The sequence below is a fragment of the Rhizobium sp. 25PS6 genome (genome assembly GCF_032464655.1).
In the GTDB taxonomy this organism is placed as follows: domain Bacteria; phylum Pseudomonadota; class Alphaproteobacteria; order Rhizobiales; family Rhizobiaceae; genus Rhizobium; species Rhizobium laguerreae.
This window is the reverse complement of record NZ_JAWDIV010000001.1, coordinates 247,116-268,974: the sequence shown is the minus strand read 5'-3', so window position 1 is coordinate 268,974 and position 21,859 is coordinate 247,116. Positions and strand designations below refer to the sequence as shown.

Below are 21,859 nucleotides of genomic sequence, written 5' to 3'. Positions count from 1 at the left end.
GTCACTGTCTTTGCGCGTGAGTCTCCAGGACCCGCTGATTGATCGTGAAGCCCAGGCCAGGCCTGTCCGGGATCTCTATCATACCGTCTTTCACCGACACAGTGTCCTCGACTAGATCATGGATCATCGGATTGGCGCCGAGCGAATATTCGATGATGAAGCTTGCCGGGGAGGCCGCGCACAAGTGCAGGCCGGAAAAGAAGCAGGGCGCACCGGCCCAGAGATGCGGCGCGAAACGGAGATTGAAGGCGCTGGCGAGCGAACTGATGCGCATCGCCTCCGTAATGCCGCCGCAGAAGGCAGGGTCCGGTTGGAATATGTCGGCGGCCCGAAGCATGGCAAGATCTCGGAAGGCAAAACGCGTCGCCTCGCTCTCGCCGGCAGCGATCGGCACGTTCCCAGCCGCGCGCACCTCCGCCATGCCCGGCTTGTCATCCGCTATCACCGGCTCCTCGAACCAGGCGAGGTCGCAATCGGCAACCATCTGGATGAAGCGCTTCGCATCGGCAACAGTATACGTCCCGTGCGCATCGACCATCAGGTCGACGTTAGGCCCGACCGCTTTGCGCGCCGCCCGCACGCGCGATGCCGAGACATGCGGCGCACGATCCATCGCGCCGACGCGCATCTTGACTGACTTGAAACCGCCGGCCGCGATATAGGACCGGAGTTGATCGCCGATCCGCTCCGCACTCTCCCAACCGCCCGAGGCATAGGCGGGCAACCTGTCGGCCTTGCGGCCACCCAGCAGCTTCCAGACGGGAACGCCGAGCGACTTGCCGAGAATGTCCCAGAGCGCTATGTCGACCGCGCTGATCGCCGCGACGGAAAGGCCGCGCCGCGCGATCTCGGGCATGGCGTGACCCGAACGCGCCGCCGTCTCGTGGCGTACGCCGTTGTAAAGCATCTCCCATATGGTGGAGATATCGGCAGGATCGCGGCCGATGAGCTTCGGCCCCACCTCGTGGTTGATCATGTGGACCAGCGTGCCGTAGGTGCCCGCACTGCCCGCGGCATTCTTGCCCTCTCCCCAGCCCACGATGCCGTCGTCCGTTTCGATCCGCAGGATCGCGCTATCGAAGGTCGTCAGTCGGCCGAAGTCGCTGCGGTGCTGACGGCTGGCCTCGATGGGAATTTTGATCCACCAGGCCTCTACGGTCTTGATGCGCATGTCTCGGATCCCCTGCCCCTCACGGCCCGCGAGCCGCATGGCATATGTCTTTCCGTTCGTTACTTGATCAGCGGCAGGATCGTCTCGGCAGTGATCCGCATCTGATCGTCGTAGAACTTCTCAGTGAGAAGGCTCGAGCCGTGATCCTGGATGAATTTCAGCTGCTCCGGGGGTATGTCGACAGGGTTTCTCTCGACCATGTCCGGAAATTTGGCGGCCGGCGTCCGGTCGACCGGAGCGACGAATTCGTTGGTGACGGCGCCGTCGTAACCAATCTCCTTCAGCGTGCCGATGATCTTGGGCCAGTCGAGATGGCCGAGGCCGGCGGCAAAACGATTGTTATCGGCGACGTGGAAATCGAACAGGCGCTTTCCAGCGAGCCGGATCGCTTCATACATGTCTTCCTCCTCGATGTTCAGGTGGAAGGCATCCAGGCACACCCCGCATTCGGGGCTGACGGCATCGGCGAGCGCCAGCGCTTGGGCGGCACGGTTGAAGAAATAGGTCTCGAAACGGTTGAGCGGCTCGACGGCAATGCGCACACCCCTCTTCTGCGCATGGGCAAAACACTCCTTGGTAGCGTCCACCACCCATGTCCACTCTTCCTCCTCGGTCCCATCCGGCACCACCTTGCCGACGGTGGCCGGCACCAGGGTGACGATCTCGCCATCGAGTTCGCTGACCATGGTGATGACGCTCTTGACATAGTCCACCGACCTGGCGCGCTGGCCTTCATCCCTGGCAGCAAGATTGCGCTCGCCGAGCGTCAGCGTAACGGCGCCCCAGCAGCGGATGCCATGCTCCTTCAGCAGCGCACGCGTCTCGTTGACGTCGTACTGTGCCGGTTCGCCGGATATCTCGATGCTCTCGTAGCCATATTTCTTGATGCGCTTCAGCGTGACGGCGAGCGGTTCCGCCCGCATCCAGTTGTGCGTGGAAAGATGCATGAGGTTCCTCCTAGGCTGTTGCGGCCACGCTCGACAGCCGCTTGGCATCGAAACGTCACCTTATCGCTGGCCAATCCCGTTGCTGCTACAATCTGGTTTGGCCAATTCTTGTTGTCTGAAAGATCTAACCCAATTCCAGAGCCTCTGCAAGACGGCCTTGAAACACCAATACATCTGGCGCATTCGGCTGTCTATTACGACATTTCACCACTTACGCACGGAATCCTAGCTCCAAGCGGCGAGCACCGCAGCTTGACCTGATGCGCAAATTTGGTATGACCAGATCTGAGGATGTTGATCGGCTTAAGCCGCCGCGCAATGGCCGCAAGGCGAAGGGGGGAGAGATGAAGATCGGGATGTGCATGTTCCTCTGGACGACAACTGTCGGCAGCAAACACGAGGCATTGTTGCGCGATATCAAGGCCACGGGGTTTGATGGTGTCGAGATCCCGATCTTTTCGGGCGCACCCGACGACTACCGGCGGCTGGGGGCCTTGCTCGACCGGATCGGCCTAGAACGGACCGCCGTTTCCGCCATGGGCGACCCGCAGATGAACCTGATCGCCCCCGACGCCGCGACCCGCAAGCGCGGCATCGACTTCGTGAAATGGGCAATCGACTGCAGCGATGCGCTTGGGGCGACGATGCTGAGCGGGCCGCTGCATTCGACGCTCGGCAAATTTTCCGGAAGCGGGCCGAGCGCGGCGGAACTCAAGCGCTCGGTTTCCTCGCAACGCGCGATCGGCGATCATGCAGCAAAGCACGGCGTCACGATCGGACTTGAGGCGCTCAACCGCTTCGAATGTTATCTGTTCAACACGATGGACGACCTTGCGACCCATATCGACGCGGTCGGACATCCGAATATCCGCGCCATGTACGACACCTTCCACAGCAATATTGAAGAGGCCGATCCCATCGGCGCCTTCACGCGAAACAGTGACCGCATCGTGCATGTCCACATTTCTGAGAACGACCGCGGCGTACCAGGGCGTGGCAACATTCCCTGGGCCGAGACGTTCAAGGCACTTCGCGCGAGCGGCTACGACGGGTGGCTGACAATCGAGGCCTTCGGTCGGGCGCTCAAGGAACTCGCCGCCGCGACAAAGGTCTGGCGCGACTTTTCCGAGACACCTGAAGCGGTCTATCGCGAAGGCTACCGCCATATCCGCGATGGATGGCACGCGGCGGCATGAATACCAACCGATTCTCGCCGCGGTCGATAAGGGAACCCGCCGCCTGAACGCTGCACTGGCAGGCCACGCCTTACGCCTGAGCAATCACTTCTGCCTGCTCTCATTGAGCACCAGGTTCCCTTGCATATCGGAGGGATTTCCGAAGGCGTCCACTCAGGAGACATCCCCTCAGGAGATCAGGGACATCGGCGGGCGAAGCGCCGCCGCCACATACTTCCGAGCGTCATTGACCGACAGGACCTAGCGGCCAGTCACCTCGATGATCTCGCCACCCTTGTGTGCGCATGTTGGCAATGCTGAATTCGCCGGCCGCTCAATGTTGGGATAACAGTATCACTCGTAACGATGGCTTCGCACGGCCGCCGGGCATCGATTTTTTGAAGCCAACCAAGCTCCTCGTAGAATCTGTAGTCCATGTCATTGATTCCTCTTCCGGTGCAAATCGAGATTGTAGTTCTCTAGAATCCGTGAGATTCTTCAAAGTCGGATGAAAATAGCGTGCGAACAACAAAGCGTCTCGACGTTTTCGCCGGGCGTCCAAACGCAGGTCGTGCCCTGATTGTCTGACGGGCTGCTTAACCCGCCAAGGGAGGACGACGATGACTGTACGGCCAGACCGGACTTTCCACGCGACTGCCAAGCTCGCAATGCAGGCGCCAGTCGAAAATTTTGCGTACACTTTGATGTTGAGTCCCGACTTCTCTCGGCCTGATGGATTAGCAATAGTTGACGTAGACCCGAAGTCAAAGGACTACGGCAAGGTCGTCCATAGCGTGATAATGCCAAACAAGGGCGACGAGTTTCACCACTTCGGCTGGAACGCGTGCTCTTCGGCCCTTTCGCCGCTGAACGGTCACCCGTTTCTCGAGCGCCGGTTTCTGATCATTCCCGGTATTCGATCTTCGCGCATCTACGTAATAGACACCAAGGGCGGACCGACCAAAGCCAAAATCCACAAGGTCATCGAGCCAGAAGAAGTGTTTGCCAAGACGGGCTATTCTAGGCCTCATACGATTCACTGCGGTCCGGAAGGTATTTATGTCTCGACGCTTGGGGGCGGTGGCCCTGAGGGCACCGACGGACCTCCCGGCATCTTTGTCATGGATTGCGAGACGTTCGATGTCATCGGGCGCTATGAGATCGATCGTGGGCCACAGGACAAGCAGTATGATTTCTGGTGGAACCTGCCACGCGACTACATGGTATCGAGCGAGTGGGCACTTCCGCCGCAGTTCGAGAAGGGCATCATCCCGGAAGATCTCCTGTCGAACAAATATGGACACCGGGTGCATTTCTGGGATTTGCGCGAACGCAGGAACGTGCAGACCATTGATCTGGGAGCCAATCACCAGATGGCACTGGAAGTCCGCCCCGCCCATGACCCGGTAAAAGAATACGGTTTCCTTGGAGTGGTCGTTGACACGACAAACCTTGAGGGATCGATCTGGACATGGTGGCGCGAGGACGGCAAATTTCATTGCGAAAAGACGGCGACTATCCCGCCCGAGGCAGCCGCGAAAGATGACCTTCCCCCGCTTTTGCAGGGCTTCGAGGCGGTCCCGCCGCTGGTAACCGACATAGACCTATCGCTCGATGACCGCTTCCTCTACGTATCCTGCTGGGGGACCGGTGAGATGCGCCAATATGACGTCACCGATCCTATGAAGCCTAAGCTTGCAGGGTCCGTCCATATTGGCGGCATCACGCGCAAGACCAAGCATCCCGGCGGCGGCGACTACAGGGGCGGACCGCAGATGGTCGAGATCAGCCGCGACGGCAAACGCGTTTACTGGACCAACTCCCTGTATTCGACCTGGGATGACCAATTCTATCCCGATGGCATCCCGGCAGCCATGGTCAAGGGCAGTGTCGGCGAGAACGGTGGGATCACCCTGGACAAGGACTTTTTTGTCAAGTTCCCCGAGGGGTATCGCTCGCACCAGATTCGTTTGGAAGGCGGCGATTGCTCAACGGATTCATTTTGCTATCCATCGGTGTAACGGACTGCTCGGATCAATGAAGTGATGAGCGAGTGGACGACTGCCGGGTCTCTCTGGTTGGCCGTCATCGCCAGCGGCATTTATCATGGCGTCAACCCCGGCATGGGCTGGCCGTTGGCCGTCTCGGCCGGACTGTTGGACAGACGTGCCAGCGAATTGTTCCGGGCGCTCGGCCTTTTGGCAATGGGCCACTTTGTGGCGATGATTGGCATCCTGCTGCCCTTCGGCGCGATGCTGACGCTAATTGTCTGGGAACGACAGATCCGCATCGCAGCCGGGTTGATCGTGATCGCAGCCGGAATCTATCTCTTGATCAACCGGCGCCACCCGCGTGTTCTTGCCCGTATCCCGCCGGCGCAACTGGCGTTGTGGTCCTTCGCGGCTGCCACCGCGCATGGCGCCGGGCTGATGCTGGTGCCGATTTATCTAGGCCTATGCTTGGCCGCGCAACCGGATGTCGGACACCGAGCGGCTGCCACGCTCATGACCGGTAATCTGATCACCGCCACCGCCGTCTCCGTGGTCCACGCGGCCGCTATGATTGTAAGTGGCGGCGTTATCGCCATTGCCGTCTATCGATGGCTCGGACCCAAGTTCATCTCACAAAGCTGGTTCAATCTCGATATCGTGTGGGCCGCGAGCCTGATCCTGGTGGGGGGAATTGGGATCGCGAGCCTCGGATTCGCTCAGTAGGCCTGAGGCCCTCGATGGTAACGACAACCTTACGGTATGATGAATTCGCGGCTACGGGCTCGTCGCCACCATGATGCAAGCGGTCCAGCGGAAAAATCATGCGAGACTCGGGCTGGTTGACGCGTTTTGTGGAGCGTCTGACGAAGCTTGGCACTGCGATCCAGACCACCGTTCTCGCGCAGCGCATATCCGTTGATAAAGTCCTCGAACGCGTCGCGATTGTTCCCACCCGCTGTCACATCTCCGGCAGGCCGGCCTTTCGAAAGCCGTCGACAAAGTGATCTCGTACAGATGCATCGCGCAGCGGCTGGGAGCTGAGCCAATGGCCGATCGTGAAATGAGGGTGGGCGATCAGGAACAATTCTGCTTCTCGCCGCGCCTCCTCAAGGTGGCCCAACTGCGCAAGCGTAGCAGCCAGGAATTTGCGTGAGTTGGTACGATACGTGTCTTCCCTGCGGAGTGTCGCGGCTGCCGCCTCATAGTCACGCGCGGCGTACTGCGCCTGCCCAAGATGACAAAGATACCAGCAGGTTGGATGGGGATTGAGCCGCAGAGCTTTTTCGATTTGCGCTAGTCCGTCGGCAACCCTGCCGTCCAGCACGGACATGTCCGACATGGCGGCCCAGGTGTCGGCGTGGTTGGGGTCCAGCTCCAGGGCCTTGGCGAAGGCGGCCTCCGATTCCTCCCATCGCCGCTCATAAGCCAAAATGGTCCCCAGAACGTAACGGCAGCCGGCATCGTTGGGATCTAGGTCGACCGCCTTCTGCGCGAACGTCACCGCCATCCGACGGTTAGGATCTTCGGGCTCGCCGAAATGAGTCCAGGCAAGCCAACGGTTATAGGCGAGCAGACCGAGCGCCTCGGCATATGATGGCTCGAGCTTGACCGCGCGTTGGAGCAGCATATAGGCCTCACGTTCAGTTTGCGGCGACTCTTCCGTCAGGAGGCGCGCGCGCACACACAGATCGTACGCCTCAAGGTTCTTCGGCCGATTGCGCTGCTTCGGGATGGTCAACCGGCCGACGAGGGCTTCAACAATCTTGGCGTTAACTTCATCCTGTAATTCGAAAACATCTTCCACCGTCCTGTCAAACCGGTCGGCCCACAAGTGCTGGCCGCCAAGCGCGTCGATCAATTGGGCATTGATGCGGACACGGCCCATTGTGCGTCTGGCGCTCCCCTCCAGGACGTAGCGGACGCCGAGTTCCTGGGCGACCAGCCGCACGTCGACCGGCTTGCCCTTGTAGCAATACACGGAATTGCGCGCGATGACGAACAGGCCAGCCGTACGGGAAAGGTCGGTGATCAGGTCTTCGGTCAAGCCGTCGACGAAAGGCGCGTCCGCTTCATCCCCACTCATATTCGTGAACGGCAATACAGCGATCGAGGGACATTCGGGCAGCGGCAATGTGCTCTGCAGCGCATCCGGCCAATGCCACACGCGGACCGGGCGAGTCAGGTTCTTTAGGTAGCGTTCGCCTGCATCAAAGAACCGGTCGCCGATCTTGCCGACGATCTCGCCGTGAACTTTGGCTGAAATGCATATACCTCCCGGTGCGGCCTGCGTCTCGAGTCGCGCCGCGACATTGACGCCGTCGCCGAGGATGTCTGAACCGTCGTCAATGACATCTCCCAGATTGACGCCTATACGCAAAAGCAGGCGCCGGTCTCCGGAAGCCTCAACAGCAGTGGTGGCCCGTTGCATTTCCAATGCTGCTGCGACCGCGTCCACCGCGCTACCAAATTCGATTAAGAATCCGTCGCCCATGACCTTGAAGATGCGACCCTTGTGGCGCTTTACAGCCGGCTCGATAACGCCAGAACGGAGTTCCCTGAGGTTCGCCAGCGTTGCGACTTCATCAGCCTCCATCAGGCGTGTATAACCCACCACATCGGCAACGACGATGGCGGCAAGGCGACGCTGAATAGATTGGTCCGTCATGTGAGGACAAGCCTAATGACAAAATTAGCAAGTTATTGTTCAACCGCAGGTAAGTCAACAAATCGTAAGAGGTAATATCCAGGCGATCTCCACCTCCATCGAGCCGTAATCCTTCTTTGTGACCGACGGCGTCGAGGTGGACGACACGGAAATGAGTATCCACGAAAAGCGGACGGTTCTTGAACGTCTGGTGATGGGCGGGACGGTCCGGTCGCTGCTGCCTGCACCGCCCGCGGAGCACGTTTGGCAGGCGCGTGGCAACAGATCGCCGTGCAATTGGCTAATTCGATCAACTGAAGGGCCGAACACCCAAAACTAAGATGTCGCAAGGCTGGATGGCACCGGCACCGAACCACGCCCGTCAAATGACGGACGCGGCTCAGCGGGAGGCGCCGGGGGATCAGCCTAGCCGATTGCCTTCGGCGGAGAAGAGGTGGATTTTCTCGGATTTGGGCGCGAGGTGGATTTGCTGGTCAGGTTTTAAATCCACCCGTCGGTGCAGCACGATGGTTGCCGTCTGCGTGCCGACGCGCACCGAAAGATGGGTCTCCGCACCGGTCGGCTCGACAGTCAGTACGGTGGCCGGAATGCCCGTCTCCGCAATGTCGAGGTCTTCCGGGCGGATGCCGTAGGTGCGTGCCGCGCAGTGGCTCAATTGCGGCGGAAGCGGCAGGGAAACACCGCCTTCGATACGGAAGCCGCCGTCGCTGATGCCGCCCTCGAAGAGGTTCATCGACGGCGAGCCGATGAAGGCGGCGACGAAGGTGTTATCCGGGCGGTCGTAGAGATCGAGCGGCTTGCCGATCTGCTCGATGCGGCCGGCGCGCATGACGACGATCTTGTCGGCCATGGTCATCGCCTCGATCTGGTCGTGAGTGACGTAAACAATGGTCGTGCCAAGGCGCTGATGCAGCTCCTTGATCTCGCTGCGCATGGTCACCCGCAGCTTGGCGTCGAGGTTGGACAGCGGTTCGTCAAAGAGGAACACTTTCGGATGGCGTACGATGGCGCGGCCCATGGCGACGCGCTGGCGCTGGCCGCCGGAAAGCTGTTTCGGCAGGCGCTCCAGCAGGGGTTCAAGTGCGAGAATGCCGGCGGCTTCGCTCACCAGCTTGTTGATTGTCGCCTTATCGCGCCCCTGCAGCTTCAGGGCAAAGCCCATATTTTCGCGCACCGTCATATGCGGATAGAGCGCGTAGGACTGGAACACCATGGCGATATCGCGCTCCTTCGGCGCGACGTCGTTCATGACGCGACCGTCGATGCGGATTTCACCGCCGCTGATATCCTCTAGCCCCGCCAGCATGCGCAGAAGCGTGGACTTGCCGCAGCCGGACGGACCGACGAGCGTGACGAACTCACCGTCCTCGATATCCGCGGAAACCCCGTGGATAACGGAGGCCGCGCCGTATTGCTTCAGAACCCGGTCGATTACTACTGATGCCATTATCTGTCCCTCCTCACAGTTTCAGTTGCCAGACGCCGGCCCCGGCGACGGCGCCGGTGAGCGTTGCCGAACGTGCGGCGGCAAAGCCCGGAATCCGTTTGGATCCCGTCCAGCGGCCGTTGTCAGCGAAGACCTCGATGGAGCCGGCATCGAGGAAGATGCGCAGGCTCGACGGTTTCGCGCCGGTGGCGACGTAACGTGGCGGCGTCATACCGGTGCGGGCGTCGAAGACAATCGCCAGACCATCGGCATCGACTTTCACTCCTAGATCGACGTCCGGATGATCGAAGGTGAGATCGAAGGCGGCGCCCGGCTCGGTGAGATCAAGTACGATCTCGACGGCGCCGGTGCCGAGCGGCACGGTCTTGCCGGCGGCAAGCGCGGTGTCGTCCAGCAACTGATGGCGCAGGCTTTCGACGGCTGCGACCGGCGGGGTCAGCACGGTGTTGCCAGCGAGGAGCATCCGGCGCGGAAGGGTCATGGCCGTCGGGAAATCGTCCTTCTTGGAAAAATCCGTCCAGTTGGCGAGCCAGGCGATGCCGACCGGCTCGTCGCCATCAACGAAGGCCTGAAAGGCATAGGCATCCGAACCGAAATCCAACTCCTGCTCGAACTCCGCAGTGAAGGTGCGGCCATCGAAACCGCCGACAGTGACGGAGGTGAGGTTGCGGCGGCCGGTGGCCGGATCGCGGCTGGTGAGCAGACCGAAGATCAGCGCCCAGCGGGTTTCCGCGTTTTTGCCGGAAAGCGGCACCATGCAGGGGCATTCCGCCGCTGTCATGCCGAAACCGTCCTCGCGATGGATGATGCCGAGGAAGGTCCAGCCATCGGCGCCTAGCGCGTCTGCGGTTTCATAGAGCAGTACGACGCCGCCCTGCCTGTCGCGGCTGCCGAGCAGCATCTTCCAGCGGCCGTCCGGGCCTTTGAACACATAGGGGTCGCGGAAATCGGTTGTGAGGTTCAAGTCTTCCGGGCGCAGCGGCATCACGATTTCCGAAGGGTCGGCGACGATGCCGTCGCGGCTGACGGCGGAAAGCTGGATTTGCTCTTCCGGTTGCCGGTCACGCACATGCTCGGTGTAAAAGACGCGGATTTCCTCTGGGTCGGCACCGGGGATCGCCGAGCCGGAGAAGGCGCCGCCGCGGCCATCGTCCTTTTCCGATAGATGCGCCGCCGGAAAGAGGAACATAGGCAGATGCCTCCAGCGGACGAAATCCCTCGAGACGGCATGGCCCCAGTGCATCGTGTTCCAGCGCGGCTCATGAGGATAATGCTGGTAGAAGAGGTGAACGTTTCCGCCGAACCGTCCAAAACCGTTCGGATCGTTCATCCAGCCGAAGGGCGGGCGGAAGTGGTAGCTGTTGGGCACGTCGGGGGCGGCGGTGCGGGCATCGCTGTGCAGCACGCGGATGCCCTCCTTCATTACGGCTTCTGGTCGGAAGGCATAAACGACGGAGAGCGCGGTGGTTGTCGCATCATAAGACAGCGTGGCACGACCGCCCTTCGCGAGTGTCACAGCGAAGAACTCAAATTCCCCCGTGCGGCGGGTCGAGGGCTCGCCGATGTCGTTGCCATCAACGGCGACGAAGAGCTTCGCCTCGCCGCCGGCATGGCGCGCCTTCAGCCAGAGATGCAGCACCGTGCCTTCGGGCAGTTCCGCTTCAATGGTTTCAGGTGCTGACGTTTCGGATTTTGCCTGCAGAGACATGATCAACCTTTCACGGCGGAGCCGACGAATGAACTGACGAACCAGCGCTGGAAAGCCAGATAGAGAATGAGGACGGGGATCATCATCAGCACCGAGGCGGCCATGGCGCGGTCCCAGTAGATGCTGTCCTGTCCGAAGAAGGTGGCGATGGCGACGGCAATCGGCCGAGCATAGTCGGTCTGGGTGACCAGCGTCGGCCAGAGATACTGGTTCCAGCTTTCGATGCCCATGAGGATCGAGACCGTGGCGAGCGCCGGCAGGCTGAGCGGCATGTAGATCGACCGGTAGATGCGGAAGGCCGATGCGCCGTCCATTTCCGCCGCTTCATAGAGTTCTTTCGGCAGCTGCGCGAAGAACTGGTAGAAGAGGAAGACATAAAGCGGGCTTGCCACCCAGGGCAGGATCTGCACCGCGAATGTATCCGTCAGCCCCGCCCGCGACATCATGACGACGAGCGGCATGATGATGCTTTCCTGCGGGATGACATAGAGCGCGACGACCAGCGCCAAGAGCGCCGCCTTGCCGCGCAGCGAACCCCAGGCGAGAACGAAGCCCGCCATAGAGTTGACGACCAGACCCGAGACGACTGTGGCGGCGAGGATCACCAGCGAATTGAAGAGATATCGGCCGTATGCCAGCTCGCCGGAGAAATGGGCGATCTCCTTGTAATTCGACAGCGTCGGGTCGCTGACCCAGAAGGCGCGGAAGCTGCCCATGTCGGCGAGGATGCGGAAGCGGTCGTCCTTCAGGCTGGCGATCAGCAGCATGAACAGCGGCGAGATCATCACCAGCGCGATGACCAGGATGCAGAGGCTCTGCACGATGCGCAGGTTTCTCTTGCCGTTGCCCCTTGCGATTGCCAGCGGGACGGGCTGGCTCAAAGCGAGATCAGACATCGAAGCGCCTCAGGAGTTTGCGTTGCAGGAGCGCGATCAGAAGAACGATGACGAAGAGGATGACGGAAACGGCCGATGCGTAGCCGAGTTTCTGCTCCTCGAAGCCGGCGCGCACCATGTAGTGGACAACGGTTTCGGTGCTTTCGTTCGGGCCGCCCTGGGTGAGGATCGCCACCTGCGTATAAAGCTTGAAGGCCTGGATGGTCGTGATAACAAGCACGAAGACATGGGTCGGGCGAAGGCCGGGCATGGTGACGTGCCAGAAGCGGCGCAGCGCACTTGCCCCGTCGATGCGGGCGGCATCGTATAGTTCTTCGGGAATGCCCTGCAGGCCGGCGAGATAGATGATCATCTGAAAGCCATAGGCCTGCCAGGCTGAAAGCAACACGATGGAAAACATCGCCCAGTTGGGGTCGCCGAGCCAGTCGATCGGCTGGATCGTGCCGCCGGAAAGGAAACCGACGATCTGGTTGAGCGGGCCGCTCGGATACTGGAACAGCGTGCCCCAGATGACGCAGACCACCACCATGGAGGTAATCGCCGGCAGGAAGAACAGGCCGCGCAGCAGGTTTTGCATCGGCAGCTTCTGATGCAGGAGTAGCGCGGTCAGGAAGGCGAGGCCGCACTGCAGCGGCAGCACCCAGACGGTGAAGCGCGTGACGTTCCACAGCGAGGTCCAAAACAGCGGATCGGTGAAGACGCGCTCGAAATTCAGCAGACCGACGAAGCGCACCGGAGTCGGGCGCGGCACGAGCGGCTGGTTGGTCATCGCCGTCCAGAAGGACAAGAGGAACGGCGTGATCAGAAATATCGCCAGAAGCAGAAAGGCAGGCGCGATCATCGCCATTTCCTGCCAGAGCCGCTGCCTGTCGCGGCGTTTCGCCGGACGCCGCAGAGCGGGCGTGGAGGTCTGTTGCAAAGTCATTGTTTCCTCCTCATCGGTCATCCTTCCCGAGATGGTCCAGGGCCGGCAGGACGAACCGGCCCCGTCAAAACCCCTTACTGCTGCTCGTCGAAGGGCGGGTAGCCGGCGTTGTCCTCGATATCCTCGTCGATCTTCTTGGCAGCGGCCGCCAGCGCTTCCTGTGCGTCACCACTGTTGAAGATCTTGTCGACGGCCTGCATGAAGGCCGAGGTGATCGTCGGATAGGCCGGGTGCGGCGGACGGGCGATCGCGGTCTTGGAAGCCTGCTCAAAGGCGACGGCGAGCGGACCGCCTTCCGCATAGAGCGGGGATTCGGCGGCGAAGCTCTTCAGGCCCGGATAGGCGGACTGGGTCTTGGCGTACTCCCGGTACTCCTTGTCCTTCAGCAGGAAGCTCAGGAACTTGCCGGCGATCTCAGGGTTTTCCGAGGTCGCGGAAACGCCCCAGATCCAGGTTCCGTTCGGGCTCACGCCCTTGTCGCCGATCTTCGGCAGCGGCATGACGACGATATTGTCCTTCATCGCTGCCGATGCCTCCGCGTAGAACCAGTGGCCACCCATGGCGAGCGCGGCCGGCTGTCCCTCGGCGTAGAACTGGTTGGTGCCCGACGAGGTCGGCACGACCCAGCCCTTCTTCACCCAGTCCTGCATCATCGTCAGCGCCTTGACGCAGGCCTCGCCATCGAGCGTGCCGCTGGCCTTCCAGGTCTTGCGGTCGATCAGGTCGCAGCCGGCGCTTTCGAGCAGGGGGCCGTAGGCATAGGTGATCCACTCGGTCTTGATGCCGTAACCTCGGAACGTGTCGATCGGCCACTTCACGCCTTCGAGCTTGGAAAGCTTTTCGAGATAGCCTTCGAATTCCTCGCGGGTCCAGGCATCATCGACCGATTTCGGAATGCGGGCGCCAATGGCTTCAAGGTATTTCTTGTTGCCGTAGAGCACGACCGAGGAGTCGGTGAGGCCGATCGCATAGAGGTCCTTGTCGATCGGATAGGTGCCCTGGGCGATATTCGAATCCGTCATGTCATCGAGCAGGTCCTTGTCAATGAGCGGCTTGACGGGCTGTAGATAGCCGGACCAGACATAATTGGCGAGGAACGGAGCATCGAGTTCCATGATATCGGGCAGCTGCTTGGCCATGACGGCGGCGCTGAACTTTTCGTTATAGGCATCGTGCGGCGCGTAGATCATCTCGATGTCGACATCGGGATTGGCGGCCTCGAAGCGGGTGGCAACGTCGCCATAGGCCTTCATCCAGCCGGGATCGCCCTGGTGCATGACGTGGATGACGGTCTTCGCCTCGGCGAGACCGGCGGTCGCGACCAGCGCGGCGGACGCTAGGAGTCCGGAAAGTAAACGATTACCCATTGACGTGCTCATGATATTCTCCTCCTGTTAGACACTCGATGTTTCAGACGGATGCCCGTTCGACCAGATGGAACGGCAGTTTCCGCAGACGCGGCGGTTCGGGCTGCTCGGCCAGGAGGATCTCCATGGCAAGGCGACCCATGGCGCGGTGCGGCAGGGCCATCGTCGTCAATGGCGGGTCCAGCCGCGAGGCAATCTCGACCTGGTTATCGAAGCTTGCCACCGCGATATCATCCGGGATGCGAAGGCCGGCGCGGGCAAGCGCCGCATAGACTTCCATCGCCACGCGGTCATTGCCGCACAGGATGGCGTCCGGCCGTTGACCGGATTTCAGAAGCGCCTCCACATGAGAGGCAACAAGGCTTGGCGCGCGGTCGCTGTAGACGCTGCGGCGCACCGCCGGAAACAAGCCGACGGGGTCGATGCCCGCCTCCTCAAGCGCCGCACGAAACCCCATCTCGCGTAGCGTGCCGGCGAGAATGCCCGGCAAATTGATGAAGGCGATGCGCCGGCGGCCGGCGACGAGGAGATAACGCACGATCTCCCGCGCGCCGCCCTCTTCGTCCGGGACCAGCGCGGTGACGCGGCCGGCAGCCTCTCGGCAGTTGATCATCACGCCGACGGCGCCCGCCAACCTGTCCGGCAGGGCGACATCCTTGTGGTACATGGCGGCATAAGCAACGGCGCGCGGCCGGAACTGCTGCACCTCGTCGAGCACCGAGCCGATAGACTGGCCGCTGCGGTGGTTGACCGCAAAGACCGCCATGCCGGCGCTGCGGGCCGCCCCGTCGAGGCCACGTACGATCTCGGTGGCGAAGGGCGACGTGATGAGGCCGTCGGAGACGACGCCGACCAGCGGCAGCCAGCCCTGTCGCACGCCGCGCGCCGCAAGGTTGGTCACGTAGCCGAGCTCTTCCGCAATGGCCTTGACCTTTTGGCGCGTATCGTCCGACATGCGGGCGGAGCCGCCGTGCAATGCGCCGGAAACCGTCTTTACCGAGACTCCTGCACGTTCCGCGATGTCAGAAAGAGATATTGCCACGATCCGCACCATCCTCCTTGGGTGATCGATTACCCAATAATCGCGGCGAACGCGTTTTGTCAAGCGGCTTTTACGCGCACCGCACGCCGGAACACGCCTTTGCCCTATGAACATCCTTGGAACGGGCTTCTTCAGACGAAGGCGTTTTTTCTGCGCCCTCGTCTTGTCACTCAGCCGATGGCCATCAGGCTTGCGTTGCCGCCGGCAGCGGCGGTGTTGATAGACGTCGACACCTCCTCCAGCAGCCAGTTCAGGCAATAGGCTTCGGGATCGCTCGCCAATTCCTCGGGCGTCGCGGCCTGGACCAGCAGTAGCGGACCGGGCAGGTGGGCGATCTTCCGATTGACGGCCAGAACCCTGTCGCGATCCCCTTCGACGAGCGCGCCTGAGAACGGCCCGTCCTTCTCCCAATCCGAGGTCCAGGAAATCCGGCCGGCGACAGCCGCCGGAAGATCCGCCAGGACTGATTTCGATAGGGAACCCGCGTCCACGACGATGTGGTTGCCGGTTGAAAGGGTTGCGGCGACCTGGCGATGAAGCCCGCCTTCCGTCTGCGGCACAATGAGAATACGGCCGCGGGGATGGAGCGCGTAGAGATTGAGCTCCCCGACCGGACCGGTGAGTTCGCGTTCCAATCCGAGCGCCGAGCGGCTCGCATATCCACGCGCCACCTCCCCCTCACTCGACAACCCCTGCTTGTCGAGCCAGACGATGTAGTCACGAAGGGCAAGGTCCGTATGAACGGAATCCTGCTGCGGCGGCACGGGCGCACGCTGCACCAGCCGGCCGATATAGAGCGGACCACCGGCCTTCGGACCCGTTCCCGACAGGCCGCGGCCGCCGAACGGCTGCACGCCGACGACGGCGCCGATGATGTTCCGGTTGACATAAAGGTTTCCAGCCTTGATGCGGCTGGTCACATGCGCGATCGTTTCATCAAGCCGGGTGTGAAGCCCGAATGTGAGACCATAACCCGATGCGTTGATGTCGTCGATCAGACGGTCGAGCCCGTTTCGCTTGAAACGGATGACGTGCAGCACCGGGCCGAAGATCTCCCTCGTCAGGTCTGCCAGGGATTTGATCTCAATGATCGTCGGCGGAACGAAGGTCCCCGCCGCAGCACTTTCGGGCAGCGGCAGCTGATCCACCTTGCGGCCTAAGCCGTGCATATGCTCGATATGCTGGTCGATCTCCGTCTTTGCGCTGTCGTTGATGACTGGGCCGACATCGATACTCAGCCGGTCGGTACGGCCGATCGTCAGCTCGCGGAAGGCGCCCTTCAGCATGGCGAGGGTCCTGTCGGCGACATCGTCCTGAAGGCAGAGAACCCTGAGCGCCGAGCAGCGCTGACCGGCGCTGTCGAAGGCAGACGCAATGACGTCGGCCACCACCTGCTCGGCCAAAGCCGAGGAGTCGACGATCATGCCGTTCTGGCCGCCGGTTTCGGCAATCAGCGGAATCGGTTTGCCGCCTGCTGACAGCCGTTCGGCCAGTTGCGCCTGGATCATCCGGGCAACTTCGGTCGACCCGGTAAACATGACGCCTGCCGTCTCCTCCGCTCCGACCAAACCGGCGCCGAGGCGGCCGCTGCCGGGCACGAACTGCAGGGCACCGACAGGCACGCCCGCCTCATGGAGGATCTTCACACTCTCCGAAGCGATGATCGGCGTGACACCGGCCGGTTTCGCAAGCACGGGATTGCCGGCCACCAAGGCTGCGGCGACCTGCCCGGTGAAAATCGCCAGCGGGAAATTCCACGGGCTGATGCAGACGATCGGGCCGAGGGGCGCATGTGAGGGGCCGAGGGTCTTGCGCGCCTGCTCGGCATAGTAGCGCAGAAAGTCGATGGCCTCACGCACCTCGCCGACGGCATTGGCCGCGGATTTGCCGGCCTCGCGCATGACGATGCCCATCAGCACTTTGATGCGGGCCTGCATGATGTCGGCGGCCCGTTCCAGGCAGGCGGCACGCTCGGCCGGCGGCACGGCGGCCCATTGCGGCGCATGATCCGCAGCCATGCGAACGATGCGCGCTGCCTCCTCGACCTTCACCTCGGTCACCGTGCCGACGACATCCCGGTGATCGGCAGGATTGAGAACATCGCGCGTCACCCCCTCCGTAGAGCCGTCGGCAAGGAGGGGAAGCGCATGCCACGGGGCCGCAGCCGTGGAGGCGAGCGCCTGCGACAAATCCAAAAGCGTGGCCTCGTTCGAGAGATCGAGACCGTCGGAATTGGTCCGGGCGTTGCCGTAAAGAGCCTTCGGCGAGGCGATCTGCGCGTGGGGCGCGCCCATAACGGGCATGGCCGCGACGATTTCGGCGGGATCGGCGATCAGCGCCTCGACCGAGACATTCGGATCGGAGATGCGGTGCACGAAGGAGGAATTGGCGCCATTTTCCAGAAGGCGTCGAACCAGATAGGCCAGCAGCGTCTCATGCGTTCCCACAGGCGCATAAATGCGGCAGGGCCGATCGAGTTTTTCCTTTCCGACGACCTCGTCGTAGAGCGGTTCGCCCATGCCGTGCAGGCATTGGAACTCATATTTGCCGACCGTGAAATCAGGACCCGCCAGACGATAGATCGTGGCGAGCGTCTGCGCATTATGGGTGGCAAATTGCGGGAAGACCGCATCCGGAGCGTCGAGCAGCTTGCGCGCGCAGGCGACGTAGGCGACATCCGTGTAGATCTTGCGGGTATAGACTGGATAGTCGTCGAGACCGTCAAGCTGGGCGCGCTTGATCTCCGCATCCCAATAAGCGCCCTTGACGAGACGGACCATGACCCGACGCTCGGAGCGGCGTGCCAGATCGATGATGTAGTCGAGGACGAAGGGGCAGCGCTTGCCATAGGCCTGCACGACGAAGCCCAGCCCGCTCCATCCGGCGAGATCAGGGGCAAAGCAAAGCTCCTCGAGGAGGTCGAGCGAAAGCTCCAGCCGATCGGCCTCCTCGGCGTCGATATTGAGGCCGATATCATAGGTCTTGGCGAGAACGGCCAGCGCCTTGACCTTCGGCAGCAGCTCGCTCATCACCCGGCCGGCCTGCGACCTCACGTAACGGGGATGCAGGGCCGAAAGCTTGATCGAAATGCCCGGGCCGTCGTAGATGCCGCGCCCGTCAGACGCCTTGCCGATGGCGTGGATCGCCTTTTCGTAATCCCGGTAATAACGCTCGGCGTCGGCGCCCGTCGTCGCGGCCTCGCCCAGCATGTCGTAGGAATAACGGAAGCCGCGTGCTTCCAGCGGCCGGGCGCGTTTCAGCGCCTCCGCAATCGTTTCGCCGGTGACGAACTGCTCACCCATCATGCGCATCGCCATATCGACACCGCGACGGATGACCGGCTCACCGGCGCGCGCGATCAGCCGCGTCAGCGCTGCCGACAGGCTTCGGTCGTTGACTGTCGAGGTGAGCTTGCCGGTAACGACGAGCCCCCAGGTGGCGGCGTTGACGAACATGGATTTTCCACCGCCGATGTGGGAGGTCCAGTTGCCCTCGGCGATCTTGTCGCGGATCAAGGCATCCCGGGTTTCGGTATCGGGAATACGCAGCAGCGCTTCGGCAAGGCACATGAGCGCCACACCTTCCTGGCTGGAAAGCGAGTATTCCTGTACCAGCCCTTCGACACCGGTTCCCTTGTGCTTGGCGCGCAACGCCTCGATCAGGCTGCGGGCCGTGCTGCGAATGTCATAGCGTTTTGCCTCGGAGACGCGCGCTGCTGCAACGAGCGGCGGCAGGCATTCGGTTTCCGGCCGGCGATAGGCTGCCGTGATGGCTTGGCGAAGTTCGGATTGCGGCCGGATCGGTGGGGCAAAGCCGGAAAACGGCGCGCCGTCGGTCGGATCATTGGAAGAGGCGGGGTCGATCGCTGCGTTCAACATGAAAGTACCTATCAATCGAGGTGTGGTTTAACGGATAAACGAGATGCCGGGCTCGTCGTCCCACTGCGCATCGTCGGTGAAGGCGGGGCCGGAATATTCCGTCTCTCGCAGCGGGCGCGCATCCGGTCTGTCGCGCTTGAGGGTGAGCGCCGCGGCCACAGCCCTGATCGCCAGCGGCCGGTAGTGAGCGAGCAAATCCTGCGTCCGATCGTCATCCGCTTCTTTGTTATGCATGTATGATCCCCGTTTTGAGCGCGGCACCGATCCCGATTTCAGCACTCTTCTGCCCGGCGGATAATCTATCATAATCGCAAATCGCAATCTCACTTGATTTCAACAGTTTCCAGGCTGTATGAACTTATTAATCCGCGCGCGAGAATTCAAATGGCTACTGAAACCGACATCTTTAGTGAATTGGACCAGTTCGACAGAAAGATCCTCACCGCACTCGCCGAGGACGGAAGGCTGTCGATCACGGACTTGGCCGCGCGTGTCGGATTGTCGAAGACGCCGTGCCAGATCCGCTTCAAAAGGCTGATCAGCGACGGATATATCGAAGGCTTCAAGGCCGTCCTCAATCCGTCGAAAATGCAGCTCGACCATATCGCTTTCGTCGAGGTGAAGCTTTCCGATACCCGCGAGGACGCGCTGAAAAGCTTCAACGATGCCATCAAGAAGATCAGCGAAGTCGAAGAGTGCCATATGATCGCCGGCAGGTTCGACTATCTCCTGAAGATCCGCACGCGCGATATCGGCCGCTACCGCCGCGTCCTCGGCGAGCGCATCTCGACGCTGCCCCACGTTGCCAACACCTCGACCAACGTCGCGATGGAAACGGTCAAGGAAAGCTGGGACAAGTTCGGTTCCAGTCTTTCGTGAGGGTAATGTCGTTTATCGACCCGAAGCAGTTCAGCCACCTTTCGCTTTACGCCCGCGTGCGCTCGGCTTCGCCGGCACGCTTTTGCCGTACTCGTTCCACCATGCCGTCAGAGCTTCCATCGTGGGGCCGAGGCCCCGCGCCTTCTGCGTGATTGCATATTCGACGCGCGGGGGAACCTCCGCAAAGGCGGTGCGGGATACGAGGCCGTCCGCCTCCAACTCGCGCAGTTGCGCCGTCAGCATGTGCTGAGTAATGCCGGGAATAGCCTTTCTCAGTTCGCCAAACCGGTGGATCCGCTGATGGAGCAGCCACATGATTTCCAGCTTCCATTTACCGGAGAGCAGCGCGAATGCGCGACGCATCTCCTCATGCATATTGATTTCGCCATCGGCCATAGTCTGGTTTTCCATACTAGCTGTAAGTAATTCATCCTACTTGCAAAGATAGACCTTAGACGACATTTTCCATCCGTGCATCAGGGGCGCAGTAAAAGGAGCGCCTCTCACATAGAAACCGACAGACTCGACGAGAGGAATGTTGCTGCGTGAGCAGCGACAGGATGAACTTATGCTTGAATTTTACGGATACTGGATCAGCACGGCACTTCTATCCGCGCTCCATCTCGCTTCAGCCTACATGTATGCCACAAAGTAACAGTGGGTTCGCGAGGCGCTGACGGAACTCGGATATAGGGCGAACAACCTCGTTCCGTTCATGATCATTGTTAAGATCCTCGGCCCGGTCGCGATCCTTTCACGCGTCAGCGTCCCGCTCAGCGACCTCGCCTATGCAGGCATCTTCTTTCACCTGCTGCTGTCGGGCCTCGCACATATCGGCGTTCGAAAACCTGTGGGCGCGCTGCCGGCGGCGATCGGCCTGGCGCTGCTGATCGCCTCGTTCATGACGCAGAACGACGCCCGCGACGCCCCTTCGCCTTACGTCCAGGCTGCCGTCCTCTGACGCCTCGAAGATTCCCCAGCCTTATCAAATGGAGATACACATGGGTCGACTCAATGGAAAAGTTGCCGTTATCACTGGCGCAAGCCGCGGCATTGGCCGCGCCACCGCAAAACTGTTTGCGGCCGAAGGCGCGAAGGTCGCAGTTCTTTCGCGGACCTCCGAAGGCGTCGAACGCGTTGTCGCGGATATCGTCGAAGCCGGCGGCACCGCGCTCGGCGTCGTCTGCGACGTCGGTGAAGCCGATCAGATCACGGCCGCGGTGGACAAGGTTGTCGCTGCGTACGGCCGCATCGACATTCTCGTGAACAATGCTTTCGATGGTTCTGCCGTCTTGTCTTCAGTCAGCGACCTTTCGATCGAGCAACTGCAACGGAACTTCGACACCGGGCCGATCGCCTATCTACGTTTCATGCAGGCTTGTTATCCTCACCTGAGAGAAGGCGGAGAAGGGCGGATCATCAATTTCGGTTCGATGGCCGGCACTGTGGGGTTGGCTGGTTACGGCCCCTACAACATGGCCAAGGAGGCTGTGCGCGCGCTGACCCGTACGGCGGCACGCGAATGGGGTGCCGACAACATCACCGTGAACAACGTTCTGCCGATCGCGGACACCTGGGGTGCCGAGAAAAAGGATATCCCTCCCCCGACAAACGCGCTCGCTCGTTTTGGCTCGCCGGAAGACGACATTGCCCCGGTAGTGCTGTTCCTGGCCAGCAAGGATTCCCAATTCATCACGGGCTACAGCCTTACCCCCGACGGCGGCGCCATCATCGACAGCGCCCGGTAATTGTCGATGAGCAAGAGGCG

General features: G+C 61.3%; 17 protein-coding genes and 1 pseudogene. 6 read left to right on the top strand and 12 right to left on the bottom strand.

What is annotated here, in order from left to right; all coding sequences use genetic code 11:
- Position 1: 1 nt before the first annotated feature.
- Positions 2-1,171, bottom strand: a complete 1,170-nt coding sequence (locus RWK44_RS01170) for a mandelate racemase/muconate lactonizing enzyme family protein (protein ID WP_072641670.1) — start codon at positions 1,169-1,171, stop codon at positions 2-4.
- Between the two features lie 59 nt (positions 1,172-1,230).
- On the bottom strand, positions 1,231-2,118 hold the full coding sequence (locus RWK44_RS01165) for a sugar phosphate isomerase/epimerase family protein (protein WP_316028237.1): 888 nt from the start codon (positions 2,116-2,118) through the stop codon (positions 1,231-1,233).
- Between the two features lie 344 nt (positions 2,119-2,462).
- Here RWK44_RS01165 and RWK44_RS01160 point away from each other — a divergent pair, with 344 nt between their 5' ends.
- The 3 genes from RWK44_RS01160 to RWK44_RS01150 all read left to right on the top strand — a co-directional run bounded on the left by RWK44_RS01160 (position 2,463) and on the right by RWK44_RS01150 (position 6,007).
- Entirely contained in the window at positions 2,463-3,314 is an 852-nt protein-coding gene (locus tag RWK44_RS01160; protein WP_316028236.1) for a sugar phosphate isomerase/epimerase family protein, read from the top strand.
- A 599-nt stretch (positions 3,315-3,913) separates the two neighbouring features.
- The gene (locus tag RWK44_RS01155; protein ID WP_316028235.1) at positions 3,914-5,314 is read left to right on the top strand and encodes a selenium-binding protein SBP56-related protein; all 1,401 of its coding nucleotides are present in this window, start codon (positions 3,914-3,916) and stop codon (positions 5,312-5,314) included.
- A gap of 24 nt (positions 5,315-5,338) precedes the next feature.
- Positions 5,339-6,007: a hypothetical protein gene (locus RWK44_RS01150; RefSeq protein ID WP_221946496.1), complete on the top strand. Its 669-nt coding sequence runs from the start codon at positions 5,339-5,341 to the stop codon at positions 6,005-6,007.
- Between the two features lie 235 nt (positions 6,008-6,242).
- On the opposite strand, the gene RWK44_RS01145 is transcribed toward RWK44_RS01150, so the two are convergent.
- The 9 genes from RWK44_RS01145 to RWK44_RS01105 all read right to left on the bottom strand — a co-directional run bounded on the left by RWK44_RS01145 (position 6,243) and on the right by RWK44_RS01105 (position 19,446).
- The gene (locus RWK44_RS01145) at positions 6,243-7,949 is read right to left on the bottom strand and encodes an adenylate/guanylate cyclase domain-containing protein (protein ID WP_168281094.1); all 1,707 of its coding nucleotides are present in this window, start codon (positions 7,947-7,949) and stop codon (positions 6,243-6,245) included.
- A 400-nt stretch (positions 7,950-8,349) separates the two neighbouring features.
- The gene (locus tag RWK44_RS01140) at positions 8,350-9,396 is read right to left on the bottom strand and encodes an ABC transporter ATP-binding protein (RefSeq protein WP_316028234.1); all 1,047 of its coding nucleotides are present in this window, start codon (positions 9,394-9,396) and stop codon (positions 8,350-8,352) included.
- A 13-nt stretch (positions 9,397-9,409) separates the two neighbouring features.
- Positions 9,410-11,104: a glycoside hydrolase family 32 protein gene (locus RWK44_RS01135; RefSeq protein WP_222010367.1), complete on the bottom strand. Its 1,695-nt coding sequence runs from the start codon at positions 11,102-11,104 to the stop codon at positions 9,410-9,412.
- Between the two features lie 2 nt (positions 11,105-11,106).
- A complete protein-coding gene (locus RWK44_RS01130) occupies positions 11,107-12,000 on the bottom strand; it encodes a carbohydrate ABC transporter permease (protein WP_131662624.1) in 894 nt (297 codons plus the stop codon).
- A complete protein-coding gene (locus RWK44_RS01125; RefSeq protein WP_131643305.1) occupies positions 11,993-12,925 on the bottom strand; it encodes a carbohydrate ABC transporter permease in 933 nt (310 codons plus the stop codon). Before RWK44_RS01125 ends, RWK44_RS01130 begins: the two co-directional genes overlap by 8 nt.
- A 74-nt stretch (positions 12,926-12,999) precedes the next feature.
- Positions 13,000-14,292 carry an ABC transporter substrate-binding protein gene (locus RWK44_RS01120; RefSeq protein ID WP_316028328.1) on the bottom strand — a complete coding sequence of 431 codons (1,293 nt, stop codon included), beginning with the start codon at positions 14,290-14,292 and terminating at the stop codon, positions 13,000-13,002.
- Between the two features lie 43 nt (positions 14,293-14,335).
- Positions 14,336-15,346, bottom strand: a complete 1,011-nt coding sequence (locus RWK44_RS01115) for a LacI family DNA-binding transcriptional regulator (protein WP_316028327.1) — start codon at positions 15,344-15,346, stop codon at positions 14,336-14,338.
- A 158-nt stretch (positions 15,347-15,504) separates the two neighbouring features.
- Complete coding sequence (putA, locus tag RWK44_RS01110; RefSeq protein ID WP_316028233.1) at positions 15,505-19,212, bottom strand: trifunctional transcriptional regulator/proline dehydrogenase/L-glutamate gamma-semialdehyde dehydrogenase; 3,708 nt, start codon at positions 19,210-19,212, stop codon at positions 15,505-15,507.
- Positions 19,213-19,239: 27 nt separating this feature from the next.
- A complete protein-coding gene (locus RWK44_RS01105) occupies positions 19,240-19,446 on the bottom strand; it encodes a hypothetical protein (protein ID WP_077977041.1) in 207 nt (68 codons plus the stop codon).
- Positions 19,447-19,596: 150 nt separating this feature from the next.
- Here RWK44_RS01105 and RWK44_RS01100 point away from each other — a divergent pair, with 150 nt between their 5' ends.
- Positions 19,597-20,091, top strand: coding sequence for an Lrp/AsnC family transcriptional regulator (locus RWK44_RS01100; protein ID WP_077976806.1), 495 nt, complete (start codon positions 19,597-19,599; stop codon positions 20,089-20,091).
- A gap of 30 nt (positions 20,092-20,121) precedes the next feature.
- On the opposite strand, the gene RWK44_RS01095 is transcribed toward RWK44_RS01100, so the two are convergent.
- On the bottom strand, positions 20,122-20,502 hold the full coding sequence (locus RWK44_RS01095; RefSeq protein WP_221990796.1) for a winged helix-turn-helix transcriptional regulator: 381 nt from the start codon (positions 20,500-20,502) through the stop codon (positions 20,122-20,124).
- 157 nt (positions 20,503-20,659) lie between these two features.
- On the opposite strand from RWK44_RS01095, the pseudogene RWK44_RS01090 reads away from it, so the two are divergent.
- Together RWK44_RS01090 and RWK44_RS01085 are read left to right on the top strand one after the other, a co-directional pair.
- Positions 20,660-21,052 (top strand): annotated as a pseudogene (locus tag RWK44_RS01090) (DoxX family protein).
- A gap of 40 nt (positions 21,053-21,092) precedes the next feature.
- The gene (locus RWK44_RS01085) at positions 21,093-21,839 is read left to right on the top strand and encodes an SDR family NAD(P)-dependent oxidoreductase (protein WP_131643643.1); all 747 of its coding nucleotides are present in this window, start codon (positions 21,093-21,095) and stop codon (positions 21,837-21,839) included.
- Positions 21,840-21,859 lie beyond the last annotated feature (20 nt).